The organism is Enteroscipio rubneri (assembly GCF_002899715.1).
GTDB lineage: Bacteria > Actinomycetota > Coriobacteriia > Coriobacteriales > Eggerthellaceae > Enteroscipio > Enteroscipio rubneri.
Window position 1 is genome coordinate 22,307 of the sequence record NZ_PPEK01000001.1, and the last position, 23,467, is coordinate 45,773.

General features: G+C 63.9%; 19 protein-coding genes. 14 read left to right on the plus strand and 5 right to left on the minus strand.

Features of this window, described 5'->3' with window-relative positions; translation table 11 throughout:
- The first annotated feature begins 8 nt into the window (after positions 1–8).
- The 9 genes from cysK (at position 9) to C2L71_RS00120 (ending at position 10,788) form a co-directional block, all read left to right on the plus strand.
- Positions 9–950: a cysteine synthase A gene (gene cysK, locus C2L71_RS00080; RefSeq protein WP_103263762.1), complete on the plus strand. Its 942-nt coding sequence runs from the start codon at positions 9–11 to the stop codon at positions 948–950.
- A 136-nt stretch (positions 951–1,086) separates the two neighbouring features.
- Positions 1,087–2,178, plus strand: a complete 1,092-nt coding sequence (gene tilS, locus C2L71_RS00085) for a tRNA lysidine(34) synthetase TilS (RefSeq protein ID WP_418762859.1) — start codon at positions 1,087–1,089, stop codon at positions 2,176–2,178.
- 84 nt (positions 2,179–2,262) lie between these two features.
- Positions 2,263–2,922: a Maf family protein gene (locus C2L71_RS00090; RefSeq protein ID WP_103263764.1), complete on the plus strand. Its 660-nt coding sequence runs from the start codon at positions 2,263–2,265 to the stop codon at positions 2,920–2,922.
- Positions 2,923–3,236: 314 nt separating this feature from the next.
- A complete protein-coding gene (hpt, locus tag C2L71_RS00095) occupies positions 3,237–3,779 on the plus strand; it encodes a hypoxanthine phosphoribosyltransferase (RefSeq protein WP_103263765.1) in 543 nt (180 codons plus the stop codon).
- A 137-nt stretch (positions 3,780–3,916) separates the two neighbouring features.
- Complete coding sequence (ftsH, locus tag C2L71_RS00100) at positions 3,917–6,247, plus strand: ATP-dependent zinc metalloprotease FtsH (RefSeq protein ID WP_239926165.1); 2,331 nt, start codon at positions 3,917–3,919, stop codon at positions 6,245–6,247.
- On the plus strand, positions 6,244–7,551 hold the full coding sequence (gene folP, locus C2L71_RS00105) for a dihydropteroate synthase (RefSeq protein ID WP_103263766.1): 1,308 nt from the start codon (positions 6,244–6,246) through the stop codon (positions 7,549–7,551). The genes ftsH and folP overlap by 4 nt, the downstream gene beginning before the upstream one ends.
- On the plus strand, positions 7,548–8,345 hold the full coding sequence (locus tag C2L71_RS00110; RefSeq protein WP_239926167.1) for a biotin--[acetyl-CoA-carboxylase] ligase: 798 nt from the start codon (positions 7,548–7,550) through the stop codon (positions 8,343–8,345). Before folP ends, C2L71_RS00110 begins: the two co-directional genes overlap by 4 nt.
- 153 nt (positions 8,346–8,498) lie before the next feature.
- Positions 8,499–9,977 (plus strand): MATE family efflux transporter, encoded by a 1,479-nt coding sequence (locus C2L71_RS00115; protein WP_103263767.1) that lies wholly within the window; start codon positions 8,499–8,501, stop codon positions 9,975–9,977.
- 226 nt (positions 9,978–10,203) lie between these two features.
- Positions 10,204–10,788 (plus strand): biotin transporter BioY, encoded by a 585-nt coding sequence (locus tag C2L71_RS00120; RefSeq protein WP_103263768.1) that lies wholly within the window; start codon positions 10,204–10,206, stop codon positions 10,786–10,788.
- A 37-nt stretch (positions 10,789–10,825) separates the two neighbouring features.
- Here the strand turns inward: C2L71_RS00120 and C2L71_RS00125 are convergent, their stop codons facing one another.
- The 3 genes from C2L71_RS00125 to C2L71_RS00135 form a co-directional block, all read right to left on the minus strand.
- On the minus strand, positions 10,826–11,938 hold the full coding sequence (locus C2L71_RS00125) for a 3-oxoacyl-ACP synthase III family protein (protein WP_103263769.1): 1,113 nt from the start codon (positions 11,936–11,938) through the stop codon (positions 10,826–10,828).
- A 143-nt stretch (positions 11,939–12,081) separates the two neighbouring features.
- The gene (locus tag C2L71_RS00130) at positions 12,082–12,864 is read right to left on the minus strand and encodes a gamma-glutamyl-gamma-aminobutyrate hydrolase family protein (RefSeq protein WP_103263770.1); all 783 of its coding nucleotides are present in this window, start codon (positions 12,862–12,864) and stop codon (positions 12,082–12,084) included.
- A gap of 486 nt (positions 12,865–13,350) precedes the next feature.
- Positions 13,351–15,318 (minus strand): FAD-dependent oxidoreductase, encoded by a 1,968-nt coding sequence (locus tag C2L71_RS00135; protein WP_170042396.1) that lies wholly within the window; start codon positions 15,316–15,318, stop codon positions 13,351–13,353.
- 325 nt (positions 15,319–15,643) lie between these two features.
- Here C2L71_RS00135 and C2L71_RS00140 point away from each other — a divergent pair, with 325 nt between their 5' ends.
- On the plus strand, positions 15,644–17,218 hold the full coding sequence (locus C2L71_RS00140) for a response regulator transcription factor (protein WP_157938903.1): 1,575 nt from the start codon (positions 15,644–15,646) through the stop codon (positions 17,216–17,218).
- A 196-nt stretch (positions 17,219–17,414) separates the two neighbouring features.
- On the opposite strand, the gene C2L71_RS00145 is transcribed toward C2L71_RS00140, so the two are convergent.
- Both C2L71_RS00145 and C2L71_RS00150 read right to left on the minus strand, forming a co-directional pair.
- On the minus strand, positions 17,415–18,215 hold the full coding sequence (locus tag C2L71_RS00145) for a sensor histidine kinase (RefSeq protein WP_239926169.1): 801 nt from the start codon (positions 18,213–18,215) through the stop codon (positions 17,415–17,417).
- Positions 18,216–18,445: 230 nt separating this feature from the next.
- Complete coding sequence (locus tag C2L71_RS00150; RefSeq protein WP_103263772.1) at positions 18,446–19,141, minus strand: response regulator transcription factor; 696 nt, start codon at positions 19,139–19,141, stop codon at positions 18,446–18,448.
- A gap of 125 nt (positions 19,142–19,266) precedes the next feature.
- On the opposite strand from C2L71_RS00150, the gene C2L71_RS00155 reads away from it, so the two are divergent.
- From C2L71_RS00155 to C2L71_RS00170, 4 genes are all read left to right on the plus strand, one after another.
- Complete coding sequence (locus C2L71_RS00155) at positions 19,267–20,037, plus strand: type III pantothenate kinase (RefSeq protein WP_103263773.1); 771 nt, start codon at positions 19,267–19,269, stop codon at positions 20,035–20,037.
- A gap of 161 nt (positions 20,038–20,198) precedes the next feature.
- Positions 20,199–21,887 (plus strand): formate--tetrahydrofolate ligase, encoded by a 1,689-nt coding sequence (locus tag C2L71_RS00160; RefSeq protein ID WP_103263774.1) that lies wholly within the window; start codon positions 20,199–20,201, stop codon positions 21,885–21,887.
- A gap of 37 nt (positions 21,888–21,924) precedes the next feature.
- Complete coding sequence (locus C2L71_RS00165) at positions 21,925–22,539, plus strand: cyclodeaminase/cyclohydrolase family protein (RefSeq protein WP_103263775.1); 615 nt, start codon at positions 21,925–21,927, stop codon at positions 22,537–22,539.
- A 14-nt stretch (positions 22,540–22,553) separates the two neighbouring features.
- Positions 22,554–23,417: a bifunctional 5,10-methylenetetrahydrofolate dehydrogenase/5,10-methenyltetrahydrofolate cyclohydrolase gene (locus tag C2L71_RS00170; RefSeq protein WP_103263776.1), complete on the plus strand. Its 864-nt coding sequence runs from the start codon at positions 22,554–22,556 to the stop codon at positions 23,415–23,417.
- Positions 23,418–23,467 lie beyond the last annotated feature (50 nt).

Consider the following 23,467-nt stretch of genomic DNA (forward strand, 5'->3'; position numbering starts at 1 on the left):
AGACCGCCATGACAGCAGACCTTCTATCCCAGGCAATCGGAGATACGCCCCTCATCGGGCTTGACGCACTTTCCAAGGAGGTGGGCGCCCAGGTATTCGCCAAATACGAAGCAGCGAATCCCGGCGCGTCCATCAAGGATCGTGCAGCGCGGTCGATGATCGACCGCGCCGAGGAGCGGGGCGAGATCGAGCCCGGCAGAACGGTGCTCGTGGAACCGACGAGCGGCAACACCGGCATCGCCATCGCCATGATCGGGGCCGCACGCGGCTATGATGTGGTCATCGTCATGCCTGACTCCATGAGCCGCGAGCGGCGCATGCTCATGGCTGCGTACGGCGCGCGCCTCGAGCTGACACCGGGTTCCGAGGGCATGGCGGGCTCAGTGGCGCGCGCCGAGGAGTTGAGCCGCAAGCTTCCGGGCGCGTGGATTGTCGGGCAGTTCGCGAATCCCGACAATCCGCGTGCCCATGAGGAGACCACCGGGCCAGAGATTGTCCGGCAGCTCGGCCGGTTCCCCGATTATGTGGTGGCGGGCGCAGGCACGGGCGGAACCATTTCAGGGATTGCCCACTATTTGCGCGCCCAGGGGGCTTCGACGCGCTTCTTCGCGGTTGAGCCCGCCGAGAGCCCTCTTGTATCCCAGGCGCTCGCGGGGGCCAAACTCGTGCCCGCACCTCACGGTATCCAAGGCATCGGAGCGAACTTCATTCCAGCTACGCTCGATCTCGATGTGCTCGACGGCGCTCTTTCGGTGAGTACCGAAGAAGCACGTGAGGCCGGGCGCATGCTGGCCGCGCGCGAAGGCGTGCTGGCGGGCATCTCGTCCGGCGCGAATGCGGCAGCGGTGCGCCGCCTTGTGGAAGATCATCCCGAGGCGCGCGGCACCGTCATCGTCACGTTCGCTGTCGATACCGGGGAGCGCTACCTGTCCACCTCGCTGTTCGAGTGACGAACGTTGCGTCCGACCGTGCCAGGCTATTCGTTTGCGCGGTCGGGCGCCGCGCCGGCGTATAATCGGGCGAAGAAGGACCGCTTGCGAAAGGATGGCTGCCATGGCCGCATCAGCTCCCTCCGTCATCGAGCGAATGAAGGCGACTATCGCCGAACGGGAGCTGTGCGCTCCCGATGCGCCTGTTCTGCTCATGGTGTCGGGCGGTTCGGATTCGACGGCGCTTGCGTATGCGGCGCGTTCGCTGCACGATGCAGGCCAGGTTGGCGATCTGGCCATGCTGCATGTCAACCACTGCCTGCGCGGCGAGGAGGCCGAGGCCGACGCCCGGTTCGCGGCGCAGCTCGCCGAGCTTTTGGATATCCCGCTGTTCTCCTGCACGATCGACATCGCGCGCGAGGCCGAGCGCACGGGGGAGAACGTGGAGGCCCTCGGCCGCCGCGAGCGCTACCTTGCGGCAAACGAGGCGCTGGAAAGCCTTTGCCTTCACGCTGCTGCACCGCTGGCCGAGGGCCGTATTTTTACGGCGCACACGGCCGACGATCGCGTTGAGAGCTTCTATATGCGCTCTATCGTGGGCACCGGGCCGGGCGGTTTTCGCTCCATGCGCTACCGCAACGGGCCGGTGGTGCGCCCTTTGCTCGATACGAGCCGCGAGGAGCTGCGCTCTTTTATCGAGCAGCGTGAGCGGGAGGGCCGGCCGACGGCATGCGACGAGCAGGGAGCGCTGTGGCGCGAGGATGCCACGAATGCGCATACCGATCGGTTCCGCGCATACGTGCGCCACGAGATCGTGCCACGCGCCAAAGAGCGCAATCCGCAGCTGCTCGATGTGCTGTGCCGCACTATGAATCTCATCGCCGATGAGGATGATATGCTCGATGCGCAGGCGGACGAGCTTGCGGTGCGGCTTGCGTCGTGGATCGAGCAGGTCGAGGGCGCCGACGCCGACTGCGCCGCGGGCTGCACGCTTGCGCCGGAGCTGGGCGGATTCGCCCGACCACTGCAGCGTCGGGTGGTCGCGCGCGTCCTCGGGCTCATGTTGGGATCCGAGGCTCGTGTGGAGACGGCATCGATCGAGGCGCTGCTCGATGCGTTCGACGAAGGAGGCGCCCCGCGCGGCGGGTACGTGGTGAACATTCAAGGCGACCTGGCCGTCAGTGCGAACAAGCGCGGGGTGCGCATCGAGCCGATGGCCGCCTTCCGCTCCCGCCGGAAGCGGCGGTGAGGCGCAGGGCGGCAGGAAGCGCGGTTCCAGTCGCAGTTCGCTCTTCTTCCGTATCGCCCGTCCGAAGATGCTACAATACCGCGCATGGAAAACGAACAGAACACCCCATCCCAAGAAGCCCCCGCTTTCGACGTGATTCTGGCCAGCGGCTCGCCGCGCCGTCGGGAGTTGCTCGAGCAGGCGGGCGTCAAATTCATCGTCAGGGCGTCGGAGGTTGACGAAAGCCTTGAGCCCGATCTGCTGGACGACCCGCCTGAAGCCGCCAAAAAGCTGGCCGAACGCAAGGCCGGCGCCGTCGTGCAGGAAGTGCTCGCAGAGGAATACACGGGTGTGGCTATGGTCCTTGGCGCCGACACGATGGTGGTGTGCGACGGCGAGATATTCGGCAAGCCCACGAGCCTCTCCGATGCCAAACGCATGCTGCGCCGACTGTCGGGGCGCACGCACGAGGTGGTGACGGCCGTTTCGGTCTGGATGGTCGCCGCTCCGGAGGCCGAGAGCCTTTCGATCGGCTTTCGCACGTTCGCCGACGCTTCGGCCGTGACGTTTCGCGAACTTGACGACGACGAGATAGCCGATTACCTGCGCAAAGGGGAATCGTTCGACAAGGCGGGCGCCTATGCCGTGCAGGGCGAAGGGGCGAAGCTCGTCGAGCGCGTGGACGGCGCGCTCGATACGGTCATCGGCCTGCCGGTCGAGCGTTTGCTGGACGAATTTCCCGACCTGCGCCCGTCGTTGGAGTAAGCGTCCTCGTGGCATGCGGCGGCCTGTCTCCGCGCGATGCGCGGGCTTCGGCACGACGGCTTGTCGGTGGAGCGCGTCGCGCTCTCCACGCGCTTGCGCCGTCGGGCGAACAACATAAACGCCCAGCTTATTCGGCGAAATGTAAAAATCATGGCATGTCGGGCGGCGTTACCGTATCGTCTCCTTTTCCCGAAGCCACAATGGTACACTTACCGGGTTCAAGGTAAGCGTGAGGCCTTCGCTCACTGATCGCGCAGATCGCATGCGGTTTTTGAGCGTTGGTGCTGCGGAGTGCGACGAAAAGGCCAGGCACGGTGCATAACGATATCGCTGAGGTTTTGTTCACGGAAGACGAGATCGCTCGGCGCGTGGACGAAATCGGAGCCCAGATTACGCGCGATTACGCAGAGGCTACCGACGAAGGCATCGTCTTGGTCTCGGTTTTGCGCGGCGCGGCCATCTTCATGGCTGATCTAGCGCGGCGGATCGAGCTGCCGGTCGAAATGGACTATATGGCCGTGTCGTCGTATGGCGACGGAGCGAAGAGTTCCGGCGTCGTGCGAATCCTCAAGGATCTCGCCTCCGAGATCGAGGGCCGTCACGTTGTCGTGGCCGAGGATATTCTCGACTCCGGCCTTACCCTGAAGTACCTGTTGAAAAACCTGGCGTCGCGCCATCCCGCATCTCTCGAGGTGGCCACGCTCCTTCGCAAGAAGACGCTGGCGCAGGCGAAGATCGAATGCAAATATATCGGCTTCGAATGCCCCGATCGGTTCATCGTGGGCTATGGGCTTGATTACGCTGAGCGGTACCGCAATCTGCCCTATATCGGCGTATTGAAGCCGGAGATGTACTAGCACGGCGGCCTTGGCGGGCCTCGGCTCCGATCGATAGAGGGCCGGACGCGCCGAGCACGGCGAGCGGATGGGGACGGCGACGGGCCGGTCCGGCCGCCCGCGCGCAGCGAGCCGCTTGAGGCAGAAAGTAAGGATGTATGGCACAGCAAAACAAACAATCCCAATTCCAGCAGCCGAATCCTCGGACCACCATCATATCGGTCCTCCTGTTCACGCTTGTCGCGTTTTTCGTGGGCCAGCAGTTCATGAACATGTCGTCGTCGGGTGCGACCCCCACCGATAATCTCATCACGTCAGACTTCGTGCAGGCGGTCGAGCAGGATCGCGTGACCAGCGTCAAGTACAGCGCCGGGGACTACTCCGTTTCCGGTTCCTACTATCCCGCCATCACGGCGGGCGCGACGGGAGCCGAGGCGTTCAACGAAGCCCTCCAGGCCATGAACGCGCGCGTGGCCACCATCAAGAATCCCGAAACGGGCAAGGGTCTCGCCGGAGTGGGGACCACCACCATTGCGGTGACCGAACTGGGCACGGAGCGCAACTTCACCTCAACCTATTACGGTTCGCTGAGCGAGCTTATGGCCGCGCATCCGAACGTATCCTACGAGGTGCAGCTGCCGTCGCCGTGGATGGACATCCTGAGCATGCTTTTGCCCATCGCCTTGATCGGCCTCATCCTGTTCTTCTTCTTCAATTCGATGCAGAAGGCGAACAATTCGCAAATGTCGTTCGGCAAGGCGAAGGCCAAGAAATCGACCGAGGAGCGCCCCGATGTGAAGTTCTCGGACGTCGCCGGTGTCGACGAGGCCGTCGAGGAGATGCAGGAGATCAAGGACTTCCTGGCGAACCCGGCTAAGTACCAGTCCATGGGTGCGAAGATTCCACGCGGCTGCTTGCTGGTGGGTCCTCCGGGTACTGGCAAGACACTGCTCGCGAAGGCTGTAGCCGGCGAGGCAGGCGTGCCCTTCTTCAGCATCTCGGGTTCCGACTTCGTCGAGATGTTCGTGGGCGTGGGCGCGTCTCGCGTGCGCGACCTGTTCCAGCAGGCCAAAGAGGCATCGCCCGCCATCATCTTCATCGACGAGATCGACGCCGTGGGCCGCCAGCGCGGAACGGGTCTCGGCGGCGGCCACGATGAGCGCGAGCAGACGCTCAACCAGCTACTCGTGGAGATGGACGGCTTCGAAGCCAACGACTCCGTCGTGCTCATCGCTGCGACGAACCGTGCTGACGTACTCGACCCGGCGCTCCTGCGCCCCGGCCGCTTCGACCGCCAGATCGTGGTGGATGCGCCCGACGTGAAGGGCCGCGAGAAGATTCTGCAGGTGCACGCGAAAGACAAGCCGCTTGGCAGCGATGTGGATCTCTCGAAGGTGGCCAAGCTCACGCCGGGCTTCACAGGCGCCGACCTGGCGAACCTTATGAACGAGTCCGCGCTGCTCACCGCTCGCCGCGGCAAGAAGATCATCACGCAGCAGGAAGTGTCGGAGTCCATGGAGCGTGTCATTGCCGGCCCGGAGCGCAAGGGCCGCGTGCTCGACGAGCAGACGAAGCACACCATCGCCTACCACGAAAGCGGTCATGCTCTCGTTGGGCATCTGCTGCCGCACGCTGACCCCGTGCACAAGATCAGCATCATCTCGCGCGGTCGGGCGCTCGGCTACACGCTGTCCATCCCCAAGGAGGACAAGGTGCTCAACTCGCTCGGCGAGATGCGCGACGAGCTGGCCGTGTTCATGGGCGGCCGTGTGGCGGAGGAGATCTTCTGCGACGATATCACCACGGGCGCCTCGAACGATCTGGAGCGCGCCACGAAGATGGCCCGCGCCATCGTGACGCAGTACGGCATGAGTGCCGAACTGGGCACGCAGGTGTTCGGCCAGCCAAACCACGAGGTGTTCCTCGGCCGCGACTACGGCAACACGCAGGACTACTCGGAGGAGACGGCCAAGCGCATCGACGACGAGGTCGCCCGCATCATGAGGGACGCGCACGACCGCGCCTACGAGATCTTGGTAAGCCATCGCGAGCAGATGGACCTCATGGCCAGCGTGCTGCTGGAGCGCGAGACCGTGGAAGGCGAGGCGTGCCTGGCGCTGCTCGACAATACGTGGGACGAATACCTCAAGCACGAGGACGAGATCATCGCCCGCAAAGAGCGCGAAGAGGCCGAGGCTCGCGCCCGGGATGCGCAGCTAGCCGATCCCGACTGGAAAGAGGAGCCGGTGGAACCGGGCGATCAGGACCCGAATCCGCCGTTCCGCGAGCCGGCTCCTGGCGACGGCGAGCAGGATGTCCCACACGAAGAAGGTGCGCCCATGTCGCAAGGTCGGCAAGATGCCGTTGCGAGTGAGGAGCCGTCGCGCATGGAGTCGAAGGACTCCGAGCACCGCCAGCCGGAAGCCCAGCGCCGCAGCGAGCCTCCTGCAGCTCAAGACGACGCGAAAGGCGACGATACCGAACGATGATCTGGCGCTGTTCAACCTACGAATTCGACACGAGAATGCCCATTTTGATGGGCATTCTCAACGTGACCCCCGACTCCTTTTCCGACGGGGGAGCGCACGACTCGCTCGATGCGGCGATCGCGCACGCCGAGCGCATGCTCGACGAAGGGGCGCATATCATCGACGTGGGTGGCGAGTCGACGCGTCCGGGTGCCGCGCCCGTGACCGAAGCCGATGAGCTTGCGCGCGTGGTGCCGGCGGTGCGCGAGCTGGCGCAGCGTGGCGTATGCGTGAGCATCGATACGCGGCATGCGGCCGTGGCAGAGGCGTGCCTCGACGCGGGCGCAGCCGTCGTCAACGACGTGTCGGGCTTTCGCGACCCGGCTATGGTGGGGCTCGTGCGCGATCGGGCTTGCGGTCTCGTGGTCATGCATATGCAAGGGGAACCCGCGACCATGCAGGATGCTCCCGCTTACGACGACGTGGTGGCCGACGTGCGCAATTGGCTGCGCGACCGGGCCGCTTCCCTTGAGGAGGCGGGCATCGCGCGCGACCGCATCTGCATCGATCCGGGTCCTGGCTTCGGCAAGACGCCGCAGCAGACGCTCGACCTCGTGCGCAACTTCCAGGAGTTCGCCCGTCTTGGCTATCCGGTGATGGCGGCGCTGTCACGCAAGAGCTACCTGGGTTTCGCCCATGGCATTGAGAGCCCTGCGGATCGCGACCAGGTGTCGGCTGCTGAGGCGCTCATGGCGTGCGAGTTGGGCGCGAGCATAGTGCGCACGCACAACGTAGCCGAGACGGTAAAGGCGCTCGGCGACCTGCGGCCGTACGTGTTTTTGAGCCTGGGCTGCAACGTCGCCCTTGTAGCCGAGCCGGGCGAAGAGCGCGAGGGCAAGAAGGCCATGCTCAACCAAGCCATTACCGAGCTTTGCGCGCTGCCCGACACGCAGATCGTGGACATATCTGGTTTCTATGAAAGCGAGCCCGCGTACTACGAGGATCAGGACACGTTCGTGAATGCGGCCGTTCTGCTGCGCACGGGCATCGCGCCCAAGGAGCTCTTGGGCTATCTGCATGCGATCGAAAACAGCCTGGGCCGTGTGCGCGAAATTGAAAACGGGCCCCGCACCTGCGACATCGATATCGTCGACTACCAGCTGTACGTGTCGGATGCCGACGTGCTCACGCTGCCGCATCCGCGTGCCCTCGAGCGCGATTTCGTGGTCAAGCCGATCGTCGAATTACGTCCCGGACATGTGCTGGCCGACGGGAATACGGTGACTGCGGATGCCGTGAAGGTGGGGAAGGCCGAGCGCCTGTGAGCCGCGATACCATGCTGCCGGCGTCCGTCGCACAGGGGGACGGAGGCGTTTCTCTGCCGTTTCGCGTGCGCTCCTTCGAGGAGGTCACGTCGACGAATGAGATGGTGAAGCGCGCTCTCGATGACGGCGAGACAGAGGGTCTTGTGGTTCGCGCAAGGCGGCAGACGGCCGGGTACGGCCGCCAAGGCCGCAGGTGGACGAGCCCGGAAGGCGGCCTGTACTGTTCGCTGTTGCTGCGTCCGCAGGTTGCGCCGACGCTGCTGCCCACGTTGAGCCTGGTCGTGGGATTGGCTGTGCGCCGTGCACTCGCAGGGCTCGCTTCTCAGGCGGAACTCGCACGTATCCTCGTCAAATGGCCTAACGACGTGGTGGCCGAAGCGGGCAAGCTCTGCGGCATTTCGCTTGAGGGACATGGGGGCGGGGTGTGCGCGGGCGTCGGCGTGAACGTCCGGCCGCCAGCCGAGCGTCCCGAGGTGGGCGGCAAGAATCGCGCCGCCTACGTGGCCGACTTTGCCGATGTATCCGTCGACGAGGTGCTTGATGCGTTTCTAGCAGCCTTCGCGCCGCTGTACGAAGCGTGGACGCACGCCGGGTTCGCATCGTTGGCTGCCGAGTTCGACGAGCATTCGAGTCTGACGGGCCGTGCCGTCGTCGTCGTCGATCGAGGGGGAGCGACCCTCGCCGCTGGCTGTGTTGTGCGGGTCGACGAGCAGGGTCGTCTTGTACTGCGCGATGCGTCCGGCGACGAGACCGCCGTGGCTTCCGGCGAAGCCCACCTTGCATCTTTGGCGTAGCCTGTCTATTTTGAGGCCTTCCTTTTCCGGGCGCCGAGCGCTGGAACCGTCCACTTTATGGTGTATGCGCTGGCGGCTGGGATGACTCCTATCTTGGGGGTACAATATGTCGTTCCCGCAAAAGGCATCGACGCGAAAGGCAACCCCGAAGCTATGGTAGCGACGAAGAACCCCGTATCCGACGAGAACGAGCAGCCCGCCCAGCCCGCCCGCGAGGACAAAGTCACGCGCATGGGCACGGCTTCCATTCCGCGCCTGATCGTGGAGTTTGCCATACCCTCTATCCTCGGCATGCTCGTGAACGGCGCCTACAACCTTATCGATTCCATCTTTCTCGGCCAGGCCATGGGCGAGATCGGCCTGGCCACGGCCACGGTCGCGATGCCTGTCATGACGGTGTTCATGGCTATCTCCATGCTCGTAGGAAACGGCGGCAATGCGCTTGCGGCATTGCGGATGGGCGAGGGCAATCGTGAAGAGGCGGAGCGAAGCCTAGGCAACACGGTGTGCCTGAGCATCATCTTGGCTGCCGTCGTGGCCGTGGTAGCGCATGTGCCGGCGTGCATCGACGGCGTGCTGGGCATCTCGGGCGCCACGGCGGAGGACTGGTACTATGCCCGCTCGTTTATCCAGATCATCTCGCTCGGCTTCGTGTTCCAGTGCATCGGCATGGGCGTGAACAACTTCATCAGGACGGCCGGTGCGCCGAATCGCGCGCTTTCGACCATGATCGTGGGCGCTGTGGCGTGCACGATCTTCAACTTTCTGTTCGTCATGGTGTTGGGGTGGGGCGTGCAGGGCAGTGCGCTCGCTACGCTTTTCGGCCAGGCTATCTCGTGCGCCTGCGTGCTGTGGTACTTCCTGTTCACGAAGAACGTGCCCATGCGCCTGCGCCTGCGCCACTTACCGCTCCATGCGCGCACGGTCGGACTCATCCTCTCGCTCGGCTTGGCTAGCTTTGCCGTGCAGGCGGGCATGGCCGTGGTGAACTTCGTGCTCAACAATCTGTTGAATCTCTACGGGTCAATGAACCCCATCGGAGCGGAGGGGGCGCTCGCCTCCATCGGCGTCGTGCAGCGGGTGGCGATGTTCACGGTACTGCCGCTTATCGGCGTGGCGATCGCCATTCAGCCGTTGCTCGGGTTCAACTACGGTGCGCACTTGTTCGAGCGCGTGAAGAAAACGTTACTGTGCGGCATCATCGGAGCGACCGGCATCGGCGTCGTGCTATGGGGCCTTGTCCACCTGTTCCCGGAGCAGATCGTCGGGTTCTTCGGCATCGAGGATGATAGCTTGCTCGGCTTCACGGTGTTTGCCCTCAAAGTGCAGCTGGCCATGCTGCCGTTCGTCGGATTCCAGATTGTGGGATCGAACTACTTTCAGGCGACAGGCCAGCCGGCGAAATCCATCTTTCTGTCGCTCACGCGCCAGATCCTGTTCCTCATCCCGTTGTTCCTGGTGCTGCCGCTCGTATTGCCGGGATGGTTTCCGCAGTTCACGAGTTTGGATGCGCTGTATTTCGCCACGCCTTTGGCGGACTTCCTGGCCATCTTCACCACGGCGGTGTTCATCCTTCTTGAAATGGGCCGACTGCGAAAGCTTGAGCGGGGCGAGATTCAGGCGAAGTTCTAATGTCCGCGCGTGCGCCGGGAGCGTCGACCGCGCTTGGGGGAGGATCGCGCCGACGTGATGCATGATTCCGAATCCAAGCGTTTTCTGCGAAGTCTTCGATCTGGTATCATATAGCATATATCCAGTTCAAGGCTTCGTTTGAAAATGACAAGAACGACGCGATTTCGGAAGATTTGCCGACATCGGACGTTCGTTGATCATCGACATGAGGAAGAAGGAGCGCGGTATGGAAGATGCGAGCACGAAAGCGGGAAGCGCTTCAAGAGCGCGACCGATCGCGTTTGTAGGGTTGTCGATAGCGCTCATGGGCGTGTCCGCCTGGGTGGCTATCCCATTCGGGCCTATTCTACTGACGCTGCAGATGTTCGCCGTGTCGTTCGCCATTCTCGTGCTCAAGCCGCGCGAATGTATGGCCGCAATCACAGGCTATCTTGTGCTTGGCGCCATCGGGCTGCCTCTGTTTTCGGGGATGCGCGGGGGTATCGGCATGCTCCTCGGTCCAACGGGCGGGTATTTGTGGGGGTATCTGCTGGGCGTGGGCGCGGCGCTTCTCGTTCGAAAAGGGCTTGGGCATGCGATGGGGGAAGGCAGGACGAACGCCCGCGCGTTCGCAGTCGATTTTCTCGCCTGCCTCACATTCATCGCCGTCTCGTATGTGTGCGGATGCATTCAGTATGCCGCGGTGGTCGGGGTGGATCTCGCAGCATCCATCGCCGTAACCGTGGTCCCCTTCGCTATTCCCGATGTGCTGAAGGCTGTCGCGGCTGTCGTATGCGCGCGTGCCGTTGCGCGTGCGGTGCCGAGGAGGTAAAGCCTCGCGCAGCCCCGTCGCTTTGCAGCCTCGGGTCTTACGCTTCGAACAGAACGGCGCCTGAAGTGAACCCGCCTCCGAAGGCGGTGAGGATCACCTTGTCGCCCTGCTTGATACGACCCGATGCATAGGCGTCGGCAAGCGCCATCGGCACGCTTGCGGCCGACGAATTGCCGGTATCGCCGATAGACACCTGGAAGAAGTCGAGCGGTCGGTTGAGTTTTTTGGCCGCGTACTTGATGATGCGCTCGTTGGCCTGGTGCGGCACGATGCACTTCACGTCGTCGAGCGTAAGGTTCGAGCGATCGAGCACGCGGTGGACGGCCTCGGTCATAGCGGCCGTCGCGAACTTGAACACGCGCGGACCGTCCATGCGCAAAACCTGGCGCGGTTCTCCGGCCTGCACGGATTCGAGTGTGGCAAGTTCCTCATCGATACGATCCTGGGCTCGATCGACGGGAATCGGCTCGGCAAGCGAAACGCCGGACCGATCGAACGGCTGCGGGGCGTCGAACGCGGAGGGGCACGTCAGGGCGTTCGTCACGTCGTCCTCGTTCACCAGATAGCTGCCGATGATACCCGCGCGCTCCTCGTCCCATTCGAGGACGACCGCGCCCGCGCCGTCTCCGAACAGCACGCAGGTGTTGCGATCGAACCAGTTCGTAAGGCGCGTGAGGCGCTCGACGCCTACGACGAGCGCGCGGCGCACGGGGTTGCGACCTACTGCTCCGACCGTTCCTGCTGCGCTGGCGGCCATCATGGTCTCGGCGACCGTCATGCCGTACACGAAGCCGGAGCAGGCGGCGTTCACATCGAACGCGATGGCGTTCCCAAGCCCGAGCCGCCGCTTCAACATACCGGCTGCCGAGGGCACCACGACGTCGGAGGTGACGGTTGCGCAGATGAGCAGATCGATCTCGTCAGCTTCGATCGCTCGCTGCGTCCAGCCGCTCGGCTCCCAGCCGAGGGCGCGCCGCGCGGCCGCCTCGCCGAGGTCGGCGTTGCTCTCCGTCAGGGCGATATGGCGGCTTCTGATGCCGGTGCGCGTGGCGATCCACTCGTCGTTCGTGTCGACGAGCGCCTGCAACTCGTCGTTCTCAACCTCCAGTGCCGGGAGGGACTTTCCGCAGCCGATGATCGTGCTACCCATATCGCTCCATCCTCGATCGTCGCGCCGCAGCGCGCTGCGATCCTAATACTTTGATAATCAAACTAAAAGGATTATAGCACCTGCGTGTCAGCGCGTGGCGCAGTGCTCGATCCTACGCGAATGCTCCACGGGCGGTCTCGCTTTCAGGAGCGCGCGGCGGCCACGAGCGCTTCGAACAGAGGCGCGTCCCTTCGAAGGTACTCGGGATGCCACTGCACGCCCAAGAAAAAGCTCCGCGTCGGATCCTCCACGGCTTCCACGATGCCGTCGTCGCTGACGGCGGACACGCGCAGCACGGGTGCGAGGGAGGCGAGGGCCTGGTGGTGCATCGTGTTGATCCGAATCGTGCAGGGGCCTGTGCCCGCTCTTCCCGTTTCGAGATCCGCAGGCCAGCCAGCCTGGCAGCCGGGAGCCATGCCCGTTTCGGGACGTCCGCATAAAAGCCGCGCCAGAAGGCTGCCGGAGGCGACGTCTGCGCGTTGCTCGGTCGCATCGTACGGGGGTTGCTGCTGGTGGTCGACCGCAGTGAGGCCGCAGGCGTTCATATCCTGATAGAGGGTACCCCCCAAAGCGACGTTCATCACCTGCATACCGCGGCAGATGCCAAGGACGGGCAGGTCGAGCTCGTGCGCGTATCGCGCCAGCGCCATCTCGTAAATATCGCGCGTATGCACGACGTTGACGGTTTCGGGCAGGCGTGCTTCCTCGTAGAGCGCGGGGTCGATGTCGCCTCCTCCGGAGAGCACCAATCCATCGATGCGCGTCGCCACCTCGCGGGCTGCGGCGATGGCGGCCTCGTCGCCGCCGGGCGCGGGAGGCAGCAACACGGGTGTGCCGCCGGCCTGCGCTATGCGCTCGAGGTATTCCACATTCGCTCGCTCGTAGCCGTGGTCCTCTTCATAGGTTGTAGTGATGCCGATGATCATGGTCGTTCCTTCGTTTGCGCGGCGGCATGCGGATCGCGGATTTCAGGCGGCTGGCATGCTTGCTGCTCGTCGCTGCCCTTCTCGGTCGGGCCGCGGGGGCTTCGGCGGCTCACGGGTCAGCGCGCGGGGAACGCGGGCGGTTTAGTGCAGCGTGCCGCAGGTGCGGATTTCGGGGGTAGCGCACATGCCATCGTGCCAGTCTACCGCTCCTGTCAAGCGGCTGCTGCCGAAGCGGTTGCGGAAAGGCGCCGATTTGATCCTGCGAGATACTGCGGAGATCGCGCCGCATGTTCGCGGGCCTTTCGCAAGCTGTCACAGTCGTCGAAGAAGCCGCACATTTCCGCGCGCTCGGCTGGGAGAGCGGCGCGACAGCCGCTTCGCGATCCGCTTGCATGCAAAGAAGCGCTTCCCGAAGGATGCGGCCTTCGGGAAGCGCTTGGGGGAACTCGGTTTGCGCTGGCCGTTCGTGCTGCGCGATCCGTGTGTTTACGAGACAGCTTGCTCGCAGCACGTCTGCACGGCGGTGCGGAAGGCGTCGGAGGTGCGCGTGGCGCCCGACACCGTGTCGACGGCCGGAGTTTGCTGTTCGATGACCGCCGGGATGAGCGTATTTTCCATGGCGGCCTGACCCACATAGGTGGTTTCCAGTTCGTTCTCCTGGCTGATCTCGGCTATCTTGCCGCCTTCGACGGTTACAGTCACCGTGATGTCGCTGAACATACCGAACTGGGTATCGGTATAGACGCCGTCCTTGAGCGCGCCCTCGGGCATGCTCCATGAGACATCGGGCACCGATTCGCTCGTGTCGCCTTCGGACGAAACCGATCCCGCCTTGCTCGATCCGATATACTCGGCGGCGGATTTGCTCGCGAAGCGACCTGAGTTGATGTTGTTAGCGTTTGTGCCGCCCGGCACGTTGATGGTGTAGATGTTGGGCCACAGATCCGCCGAGTCCACGCCGGCGGAGTACAGGCCGGGCACGGGCTGCCCGTTCTTGTCCACGACCTCCATCTTGCGGTTTGTGCGAATGCCGCCGAATGTCACCATGCAGGATTGGGGCATGTAGCAGAAGTAGAACGGCGGGTTCTCAAGCTTCTGCAGGTACTCGGCGGGCTTGCCGAAGTACGCGTCGCGCTTCGCATCGCACATCTCATTGTAGGTGGTGATAGACGCTATGACCGTGTCGTAGTCGAGATCGAGGGCGCTGCTGGCCTTCTGCGCCAGCTCCTCAAGTGTGTCGGCGCTGAAGAAGTCGTCATGCGGGTTTTCCTCGATGCGCTGCTTAAGCTCTTCTTGGGTGGCCGCCCAATCGAGGCGCGGGGCTATCATGCCGTCGTAGGCGTCCTTGAAGATCTTGGCGTCGTAGATCGAGAAGAGCTTCTGGTGCATGAGCGAGGGGATCATGTCGCTCATCCAGTTCTCCACGCCCGCCGATTCGGCGCAGAAGCGCTCGCCGTCCTCGTTGATCCACAGGGAGCACGCGTTGTGGCCGGCCACCACGAGCCCGTCCCCGCGCCCGTACGTGCCGTATTCGCCGCCCGGAGCGCCCGACACGGTGAGCTGCATGAGGCCCGACATGCGCGGGATGTTGCTTGCGCCGCCGGCCTCGATGGCCATGCGCACACCGTCGCCATCGTAGCCATACAAAAAGCGCTTCACGTTGGTGGTGTCGGAGAAGCCGCCTTCCTGCAGGTATTCGTCATTGTTGGCGAAACCGCCGGTTGCCAGCACCACTGCTTTTGCGTTCACCTGCACATAGTCGCCGTTAAGCTTCTGCGCGTACACGCCAGCGACGGCGCCGTCCTCGCCAAGGACGAGGTCGGTGGCCGGACAATTCAGGAGGAATTGCACGCCCAGCTCTTGCGCCGTGGCGGTCATGGCGGGCGAGAAGTCGTCGTGCGCGCGGTTCTCGCCGAACCAGTGGAACGTTTCGAACAGGCCGCCGTGATAGTCGTCCACCACGCCGGTGAAGTTCACGCCGCAGTCCTGCAGCCAGCTGATGTTCTCGCCTGAGGCTTCGATCAGATCAAGCCACTTGAGGCCGTTCGCGCGGTTGTGGGAGTAGCTCATCTCCGTGGCGATGACTTCGGCCGGCTCGATCGCGATGCCTGCATCCTGCTGCATTTTCGAATTGACGGCGAACACGCCCTCGGTGCCGATACCGCCTCCGCCCGTGCCGCCGTGCTTCTCCAACACGACGACGCCGAGCCCTTGCTGGGCGGCTTCGACGGCGGCCGAAAGGCCCGAGTTGCCCGCGCCGCAGATGCAGACGTCGCAGGTGTAGGTGGCCACGGCCTGACGCGTGACGCCGCCTTTGGCGCCGTCGCCGTCGTTCGAGGCGTCCTGCGCCGATGTGCCCGTCGAAGCAGGCGCGCATCCCGCGAGTCCCGCTCCCGCCGCCGCGACGCCCGCCATGCCCGCGATGCCCAGGAAGCTCCTTCTGGTCAGTTCCATTTCCCTCTCCCTTTCTTCCGAATGTCGCGATGAGGCCGCCCAGGTGCTCGCCCGTCGGCCCGGCAAGCGATTCTCCCAGCGGGCAGTGGCGTGTGCAAGTACCCGTTCGAGGTAGAATCGTCCATGCAGGCGTGAGCAATTACCCGTAACGGGTAAGGTGGAGACCGAGCAGAGGGTGGTATCGTCGAGCATGGCCGATCTGGATCCGTGTGGACGGTGGCAGAGGCCGCTGCGGGCGCGGCGCTGAAGCCGCGGAGGGGGTGCGCAGGCGCGCGATCGGTCGAGCATGTTCGCCGCGTACGCGGAACGAGGGGATGTGATCAGTATGGCGAAGGGATCCACCGAGGTATCCGACATGCGCTGCCTGTCGGATACCGCCCCGCGCACCGGCGGTGCTGCGACCATCTACAGCACGCAGCGTGCTGCAGGCATCTTGCTTGCCCTTGCCGGCATGGCGTTGCAGTGGGCGTCGCTGCACTCCATCACGTTCTTCGGCACGGTGGTGCGCGCAGGCGGCGATGCAGGGTCGAGCGTTGCTTGGGTGGCCAACTCGGTATGCACGTTCGCCGTGTTCCTAGCATTGTTCGTCGTATCGCGGCGCATATCCTCGCTGCTGGATGACCGGCGCACCGTGCCGTTTGCGGCGGCGTGCCTGGGGGCGGGTGCGGCGTGCTTCGCGGCGGGCGGTTTGCTGGGAGCATCGAGTCCGCTCATATTCGCAGGAAGCGTGTTCATAGCTTTCGGCACGACTCCACTCATCGTCGCATGGGGCGAGATGTACAAGTACCTCAATCCCAAGGGCGAGCAGCTGCTCGTCACGCTCGTGGCCATCGTGTGCTCGGTGGTGACGTACTTCGTCGAGACCCATCTGCCGCTGGCCTTGGCCATGGTCGTATTCGTTGCGCTGCCAATTGGCTCGCTCGCGTGTCTGGCGCGCTCCCGCACGTTGCTCGCCGATTCATCGAGTGCGTGGGGCGCCAAAGAGAAGCTGCCGATGGAGAAGTCGCCGGCGTTGTTCTTCGTGTGCATCGCGGTGTTCTCCATCCCGTACAACTGTCTGCGCGGCAGCGAAGACATGCAGGCGGTTCTTGCCGATGCCGCGGCGTGGTCGTGCGTGCTGGCTGTCGTTATCGTGGCGATGGTCGCGGTTGCGCTGGCCGAGTACGCTGCCGAGCGCCGGGGCGTGTTGCTGGTGCCAAGCGCCGTGCTATTTCTGCTGAGCGCTGCCATGGTGCTGCATCTGATGGGGAACGTCTCGCCATCGTTTATCGTGCCCAGCTTTCTGTATGCGGGCTATTATCTTTTTCTGGCTATGGTGTATTTGGCTCTCGGGCCGCTTGTGGCCACAACCGACGCGAACCCGGTCAGGTTGTTCTCGGGCGCAATGCTGGCCAACGTCGGCGGGCTGCTTCTGGGATCGCTGTTGGGAGGGCTCGGCGCGTGGTTGGGCGAGCAGGCGGCGGCTTTGGTGGCAATGGGCGCCACCTACGTGATATTCTTCGCAGGATGCACGCTGCTCTACAATCGGTCGTACAGTATCTTTCGGGTGAACTCCTATGACGAGAAGAAATACTCATTCGAGTATCTTGCGCCCGACTCCTCTGGGCTGTTGCCCGCATGCGCCGTCGATGCGATCGCGGTTGACAATGCGCAGCCGCTGCTCGATGCCATCAAAACGCAATGCGATGTCGCACGCGACAGGTTCGGTCTGAGCTCGCGCGAGCACGAGGTGCTGGTGCTTCTGACGCGCGGGCGCACCATTGCTTCCATAGCTGAGAAACTGTACGTGTCGGAAAATACCGTGAAGGCCCACACGAAGGCCATCTATCGCAAGCTTCAGGTGCAAACGCGCGAAGAGCTTCTCATGCGGGTCCAGAATCTGCTGCGCGAGGAATCGTAACGCGGTTCGAGGAGCCTGGAAGGCGAGCGGCCGGCTTGCCATGGGTGTGGGAGCGACGGGCAACGAGGCCGAAATCCTGTCCCGCGCGACTCCGGCACGCACGCCCATGGTTGCGCGGTGCCGCATCTGCGACGACCCGTCGCTTGGCCTGCTTCGGCAGCGTGCCGCCGTTGCTTGCCCGCCGCCTGGCGCGTTCCTACGCTGCGGCTTCGGGCGGAATGGAGGGCAGGGCGATGATGAAGCACGCTCCTCCTTCGGGCATGTTCAGAGCTTCGACGGTGCCGTCGTGCGCGTCGACAACCGACTTCACGATGGCCAGTCCCAAGCCGGTTCCGCCCGTGCCGCGACTGCGCGAGGCGTCGGTGCGGTAAAAGCGATCGAACAGCAGGTGCGGATCGACATCGCCGAAGCCGCTGCCGTCGTCCTTCACGGCGAGGATGGAGTTTCCGCGCAAACCGAACAACTCGATGGTAATATGGCCGCCCGGCTCGATGAAGCGGCTCGCGTTCTCGACGAGGTTTGTAACAGCCTGCTTGAGGCGGTCGAGATTGCCCAGCACGTCGGGAGCTTCGCCCACGATCTCGGTGTGCGCCTGCCGATCGCGGAGGATGGGCTCGAGCGCGTCGAGCACTCCTGAGGCGAGTTCTCGCAAGTTCACCCGTGCAAGCTCAAGGGGCGCCGTGTCGTCCTCGATGCGCTGGAGCGCGAGCAGGTCATGCGTGAGCCTGCTCAAGCGCTCGCTTTCGTTGATGATGATGGAGCAGAACTTTTCGTGCAGCTCGGGGGGCAGATCGGGATCGGCCAGCATCTCGGCGTTCCCGCGGATCGCTGTGAGCGGCGTACGGAGCTCATGCGCCACATCGCTGATGAAAGCGGCTTGGCGGCTTTCTTTGAGGGCGAGGTCGTGCTGCTGGATCTTCGCCGTCTGGGCGAGCACCTTGAAATCGGCTGCAAGCTCATCGGCTTCAAGCAGACGGCCGTCAGGCTCAAACGGCATGTCGATCCCGGAGCGGTATGCCGCCGCCTTTTTTGCGAGATGATGCAGCGGTTCGGATATAAAATGACCAATGATCAGGCTTAATGGAAATACGACACAGCCGATAGGCAAGAGAAGCAGAAACGCCTTCGGCGTAAGGTCGAAGGCGAGGAAGCTGATAAGTACGATAATCGCGCCGGCGAGCAACGAGAGCAACGTAGCCAGCAGCGAAAAGTATGTTTGCAGTCTCTTTATTGTCTGAACCTGTACCCGTACCCGCGGACCGTCTCCACCAAGCCGGGATCGTACCCGGCGGACTCAATCTTATCACGGAGACGTTTGATGTGGGTGTCGACGGTCTTTGTTTCCGTCAAGTATTCCCAACCCCAGGCATCGCGCAGCAGATCTTCGCGCGAGACCACCTTGCCGGCATTCTTCATGAGGCTGGCGAGCAGCTCGAACTCGCGCGGCGTCAGGTCGATCTCTCCGTTCTGGCCGGAGGCGGTGTGCGCGTCCTCATCCAACGTGATGCCGCTCGCCGTCACCGCGTGATTCGCGCCGGGGAAGTCGCCGCCGGAACCGCGGCGCAGCAGTGCCCGCACACGCGCAATGAGCTCGCGGACGCCGAAGGGCTTCGCCAGATAGTCGTCGCCGCCGATTTCCAGGCCGACAACTTTGTCGAGTTCGGTATCGCGTGCCGACAGAAACAGGACGGGCACGGCGGTTTTCGAGCGAAGGCGGCGGCACAGCTCGTAGCCGTCCATACCGGGAAGCATGATGTCGAGCACGAACAGATCGTACGGGTTCTTCGTGGCAAGCGCAAGCGCGTCTTCGCCATTGTCCACCACGTCGGTGTAGAAGCCCTCTTTTTTGAGCGCGTAGCTGACGAATTCGGTTATGGAGGGCTCGTCGTCGACGACGAGGATGCGATGAGGCGTGTCGTTCATATGTGGCCTTTCTATCAGATGAAGTCCCGTGACCGTTGCCTGACAGATGCATAAGGGGCGGGTTGGTATAATGACGAAAGCAACTATAAGCACTCGGTTCGTGCCTAAAGGAGACTGTCAAGAATATGTTACTTGCCATCGATGTGGGAAACACCCAGACAGTAGTGGGGGTTTACCGGAACGAAGACCTGCTGTACCGCTGGCGCATCGGCACGAACAAGCACCATACGTCGGACGAGCTGCGTATCCGGCTGCGTCAGCTGCTTGATTGCGAGAACATTCCGGTCGAGGGGCTGCGCGGCGTGGCGCTTGCATCGGTGGTGCCCCAGCTCACGCTGGCGTGGAGCGCGGCGGTCCACTACCTGCTCGGCAAGGAGGCGCTTGTGTGCACGGCCGAGACGGCTGGCGCGCTGTTCGAGGCCGATTACCCCAACCCGCGCGAGATCGGGGCCGACCGCGTGGCCGACGCCGTGGCCGCCAAGGAGCTGTACGGCGCCCCGGTGATCGTGGTGGATTTCGGCACGGCTACCAACATCGAGGTTGTCGACAAAGATGGGCGTTTCGTCGGCGGTATCATCGCGCCGGGTGTGGAGACGTCGGCCACGGCGCTGTTCTCGCACGCCACCAAGTTGGGGGCCATCGACCTCGTCGACCCGAAAACGGCCATCGGGCACAACACCGAGCAGGCCATGCAATCGGGGATCGTATACGGCGAGGCCGACCGCGTGGATGGGCTCGTGCGCCGCATCTTCGATCAGCTGGGGTATGAAACGCCGGTCGTGGCCACCGGCGGCCTCGCCTCGCGCGTGGCGGCGCTGTCGCGGACGATCACCGCAACCAATCCTGAGTTGACGCTCGAGGGCCTGCGGCTTGTCTACGATGCGCGCGAGGGCTGATGCCGCGACCCGGTCGACCTCCTGGCTTGTCGATGTCCCGCGCCCTCTGCGGAAAACTTCTGCCCTTGGCGCTCGTGCGCCGATTCCCCTCATGCGCGCCGAGTAGAATGGTCGCGTCGATAAGACTCAGTCGCAAAACGACCAGAAAGAGAGGGCCCGACGTGTTGACCGACATTGAAATTGCCCAAGCTACCACTCCGCAGCACATCAGCGAAATCGCCGAGAAGGCGGGTGTGCCGGAGTCGTACTTGGAGATGTACGGCACCAACAAGGCGAAGGTGGACTATAACCTGCTCAAGGACGAGGAGCACACGCCGGGCAAACTGATCCTAGTCACGGCTATCAACCCCACGCCGGCTGGCGAGGGCAAGACCACCACGACCGTGGGCCTGGCCGACGCGCTGGCCAAGCAGGGCAAGAACGTGGTCGTGGCGCTGCGTGAGCCGTCGCTCGGCCCCGTGTTCGGCATCAAGGGCGGCGCTGCCGGAGGCGGGTACGCCCAGGTCGTTCCCATGGAGGACATCAACCTGCACTTCACGGGCGATTTCCATGCTATCAGCGCGGCCAACAACCTGCTGGCGGCCCTGCTTGACGCGCACATCCACAACGGCAACGAGCTGGGCATCGACGTGCGCAAGATCACGTGGAAGCGCGTGGTGGACATGAACGACCGCCAGCTGCGCAACATCGTGGACGGCCTGGGCGGCAAGGCCCATGGCGTGCCGCGCGAGGACGGCTTCGACATCACGGTGGCTTCCGAGGTCATGGCCATCTTCTGCCTGGCCACATCCATCACCGACCTCAAGGAGCGCCTGGGCCGCATCGTGGTTGGCTACACCTACGATGACAAGCCGGTCACGGCGCACGACCTGCACGCAGAAGGTGCCATGACGGCCCTGCTCAAGGACGCGCTCAAGCCCAACCTCGTGCAGACGCTCGAGGGCACGCCGGCGTTCGTGCACGGCGGCCCCTTCGCCAACATCGCGCACGGCTGCAACTCCATCATGGCCACGCGCATGGCCATGGCGCTGGGCGACTACTGCGTGACGGAGGCCGGCTTCGGCGCCGACCTGGGAGCGGAGAAGTTCCTGGACATCAAGTGCCGCCTCGCAGGGCTCAAGCCCGACGCCGTGGTCGTGGTTGCCACGGTGCGCGCCTTGAAGAATCACGGCGGCGTCGCGAAGGCGGATCTCAACGAGGAGAACCTCGAGGCCCTGGAGGCGGGGCTGCCGAACCTGCTGCAGCACGTGGAGAACATCACGCAGGTGTACAAGCTGCCGTGCGTGGTGGCCATCAACGCGTTCCCCACCGACACGAAGGCCGAGCTGGACCTCGTGGAGGCCAAGTGCCGCGAGCTGGGCGTGAACGTTGCGCTGTCCGAGGTGTGGGCCAAGGGCGGCGAAGGCGGCCAGGCGCTCGCGACCGAGGTGGTGCGCCTGTGCGCCGAGGGCGATGCCGAGGGCCGCAGCGCCGAGACGTTCGAGTTCTCCTACGGCGACGACCTGACGCTGGCCGAGAAGATCGAGGCCATCGCGAAGCGCATCTACCACGCAGACGGCGTCGTGTTCGAGCCGGCCGCGAAGAAGGAGCTGGCCCAGTTGGAGGCGCTCGGCTTCGGCGGCATGCCTGTGTGCATGGCCAAGACGCAGTACTCCTTCAGCGACGATGCGGCCAAGCTCGGCGCGCCGCGCGGCTTCACCGTGACGGTGCGCCAGGTGAAGGTGTCGGCCGGTGCCGGCTTCGTGGTGGCGCTCACCGGCTCCATCATGACGATGCCGGGCCTGGGCAAGTCACCCGCCGCCTTCAAGATCGACGTGGACGAGAACGGCAAGATTTCGGGATTGTTCTAGTTCCGATCGACTCGATGCTTGCGCGAAGGGAGGCGCCATGTACGATACCTCATTTATCGACGAACTTGCCAGCGCCGCGCCAACACCGGGCGGCGGCGGGGCGTCCGCGTACGCGGGGGCGCTCGCAGCAGCGCTCGCCGCGATGGTGGGCAACCTCACGGTGGGCAAGAAGAGCTACGCCGACGTGGAAGACGAGGTGCGCTCCTCCCTCGTGCGCCTCGATGCGCTGCGCGCCCGCCTGGTTGCGTACGTCGACGAGGACGCCCGCGCGTTCGAGCCGTTGGCGGCATGTTACCGGATGCCAAAGGAGACGTCGGAGGAGCAGGCCGCCAAAAACGCTGCGCTGCAGCAAGCGCTCGTGGCTGCATGCGAGGTGCCTCTCGCCATCATGCGGACGGTCGAGGCTGTTGTCGACGAGATCGATTTTCTCGCGCGCAACGGCAGCAAACTAGCACGATCGGATGCCGGCGTAGCGGCGACGTTCGCGCGCGCTGCCATCGAAGGGGCCAGCCTCAATATCTTCATCAATGCGGCGTCGATGGATGACGAGGAGCGGGCAGCGAATCTTCGCGACGAGGCGCTCGCTCTGGTAGAAGCCGCGCGGGTCCGGTGTTGCAGCCTGTTCGACTTCGTCATGCACGAGATTGCGTAAGGAGCCAGTATCCTATGGCCACACTGCTTGCTGGAAAGCCGGTCGTCGAACGTCTGGCGCGCAATCTCGCACCAAGGGTTGAGCGGCTCAAGGCCGCGGATATCGTGCCCACCCTCGCTATCGTGCGCATGGGGGAGCGCCCCGACGACCTGTCCTACGAGCGCACTGCTATGAAGCGCGCGGAATCGCTCGGCATCGCCGTGCGTTCCGTCGCGCTCGACGAATTCACGCCCCAATCGGTCGTTGAAGCTGCGATGCACGACATCACCCACGACGCCGGCGTCCACGGCTGCCTTCTGTTCCGCCCGCTGCCGTCGTTCGTGAGCGAGTCTCGCGTCTGCGAACTGCTCGTGCCGGAAAAGGACATCGACGGCATCACCCTCGCTTCGCTCGGCTCCGTGTTCACCGACGGGCGCACGGGGTTTCCGCCCTGCACTGCTGCCGCCTGCATCGAAATCCTCGATCATTACAGCGTGCCGCTCGTCGGCAAGCACGTGGTGGTGGTAGGGCGAAGCCTTGTGGTGGGAAAGCCCGTGTCCATGATGCTGCTGCGTCGCAACGCGAGCGTGACCATCTGCCATAGTAGAACCGAGCATCTTGAGGAGATCTGCCGCGAAGCCGATATCGTCATCTGCGCGACGGGGCGCGCCCGTGCGTTCGACGCTGAATTCTTCAGCCCCGGCCAGACGGTGCTCGACGTAGGCATCAACTTCGATACGCATGGAAGGCTGTGCGGAGATGTCGACTTCGATAAGGTCGAGCCTCTCGTCGGGGCCATCACGCCGGTGCCGGGCGGCATCGGCACGGTGACGACGTCGATGACCATGGCGCACACCGTAGAGGCAGCGGAGAGGGCCCAGGCCGAGCGGTCGGAGTAAGAAGTCGCTTCCGAAGGCGTTTCGCCTGCTGTATGCTTCGTTGGCCAGTT

What these genes read in the sequence shown, in the direction of transcription:
- C2L71_RS00165 (WP_103263775.1), top strand. Translation starts at nt 21,925, where the DNA reads ATGTACGATACCTCATTTATCGACGAACTTGCCAGCGCCGCGCCAACA.
- C2L71_RS00090 (WP_103263764.1), top strand. Translation starts at nt 2,263, where the DNA reads ATGGAAAACGAACAGAACACCCCATCCCAAGAAGCCCCCGCTTTCGAC.
- C2L71_RS00135 (WP_170042396.1), bottom strand. Translation starts at nt 15,318, where the DNA reads ATGGAACTGACCAGAAGGAGCTTCCTGGGCATCGCGGGCATGGCGGGC.
- C2L71_RS00155 (WP_103263773.1), top strand. Translation starts at nt 19,267, where the DNA reads ATGTTACTTGCCATCGATGTGGGAAACACCCAGACAGTAGTGGGGGTT.
- C2L71_RS00145 (WP_239926169.1), bottom strand. Translation starts at nt 18,215, where the DNA reads ATGCCGTTTGAGCCTGACGGCCGTCTGCTTGAAGCCGATGAGCTTGCA.
- C2L71_RS00120 (WP_103263768.1), top strand. Translation starts at nt 10,204, where the DNA reads ATGGAAGATGCGAGCACGAAAGCGGGAAGCGCTTCAAGAGCGCGACCG.
- C2L71_RS00130 (WP_103263770.1), bottom strand. Translation starts at nt 12,864, where the DNA reads ATGATCATCGGCATCACTACAACCTATGAAGAGGACCACGGCTACGAG.
- folP (WP_103263766.1), top strand. Translation starts at nt 6,244, where the DNA reads ATGATCTGGCGCTGTTCAACCTACGAATTCGACACGAGAATGCCCATT.
- C2L71_RS00150 (WP_103263772.1), bottom strand. Translation starts at nt 19,141, where the DNA reads ATGAACGACACGCCTCATCGCATCCTCGTCGTCGACGACGAGCCCTCC.
- C2L71_RS00125 (WP_103263769.1), bottom strand. Translation starts at nt 11,938, where the DNA reads ATGGGTAGCACGATCATCGGCTGCGGAAAGTCCCTCCCGGCACTGGAG.
- ftsH (WP_239926165.1), top strand. Translation starts at nt 3,917, where the DNA reads ATGGCACAGCAAAACAAACAATCCCAATTCCAGCAGCCGAATCCTCGG.
- C2L71_RS00140 (WP_157938903.1), top strand. Translation starts at nt 15,644, where the DNA reads ATGGCGAAGGGATCCACCGAGGTATCCGACATGCGCTGCCTGTCGGAT.
- C2L71_RS00115 (WP_103263767.1), top strand. Translation starts at nt 8,499, where the DNA reads ATGGTAGCGACGAAGAACCCCGTATCCGACGAGAACGAGCAGCCCGCC.
- tilS (WP_418762859.1), top strand. Translation starts at nt 1,087, where the DNA reads ATGAAGGCGACTATCGCCGAACGGGAGCTGTGCGCTCCCGATGCGCCT.
- C2L71_RS00170 (WP_103263776.1), top strand. Translation starts at nt 22,554, where the DNA reads ATGGCCACACTGCTTGCTGGAAAGCCGGTCGTCGAACGTCTGGCGCGC.
- cysK (WP_103263762.1), top strand. Translation starts at nt 9, where the DNA reads ATGACAGCAGACCTTCTATCCCAGGCAATCGGAGATACGCCCCTCATC.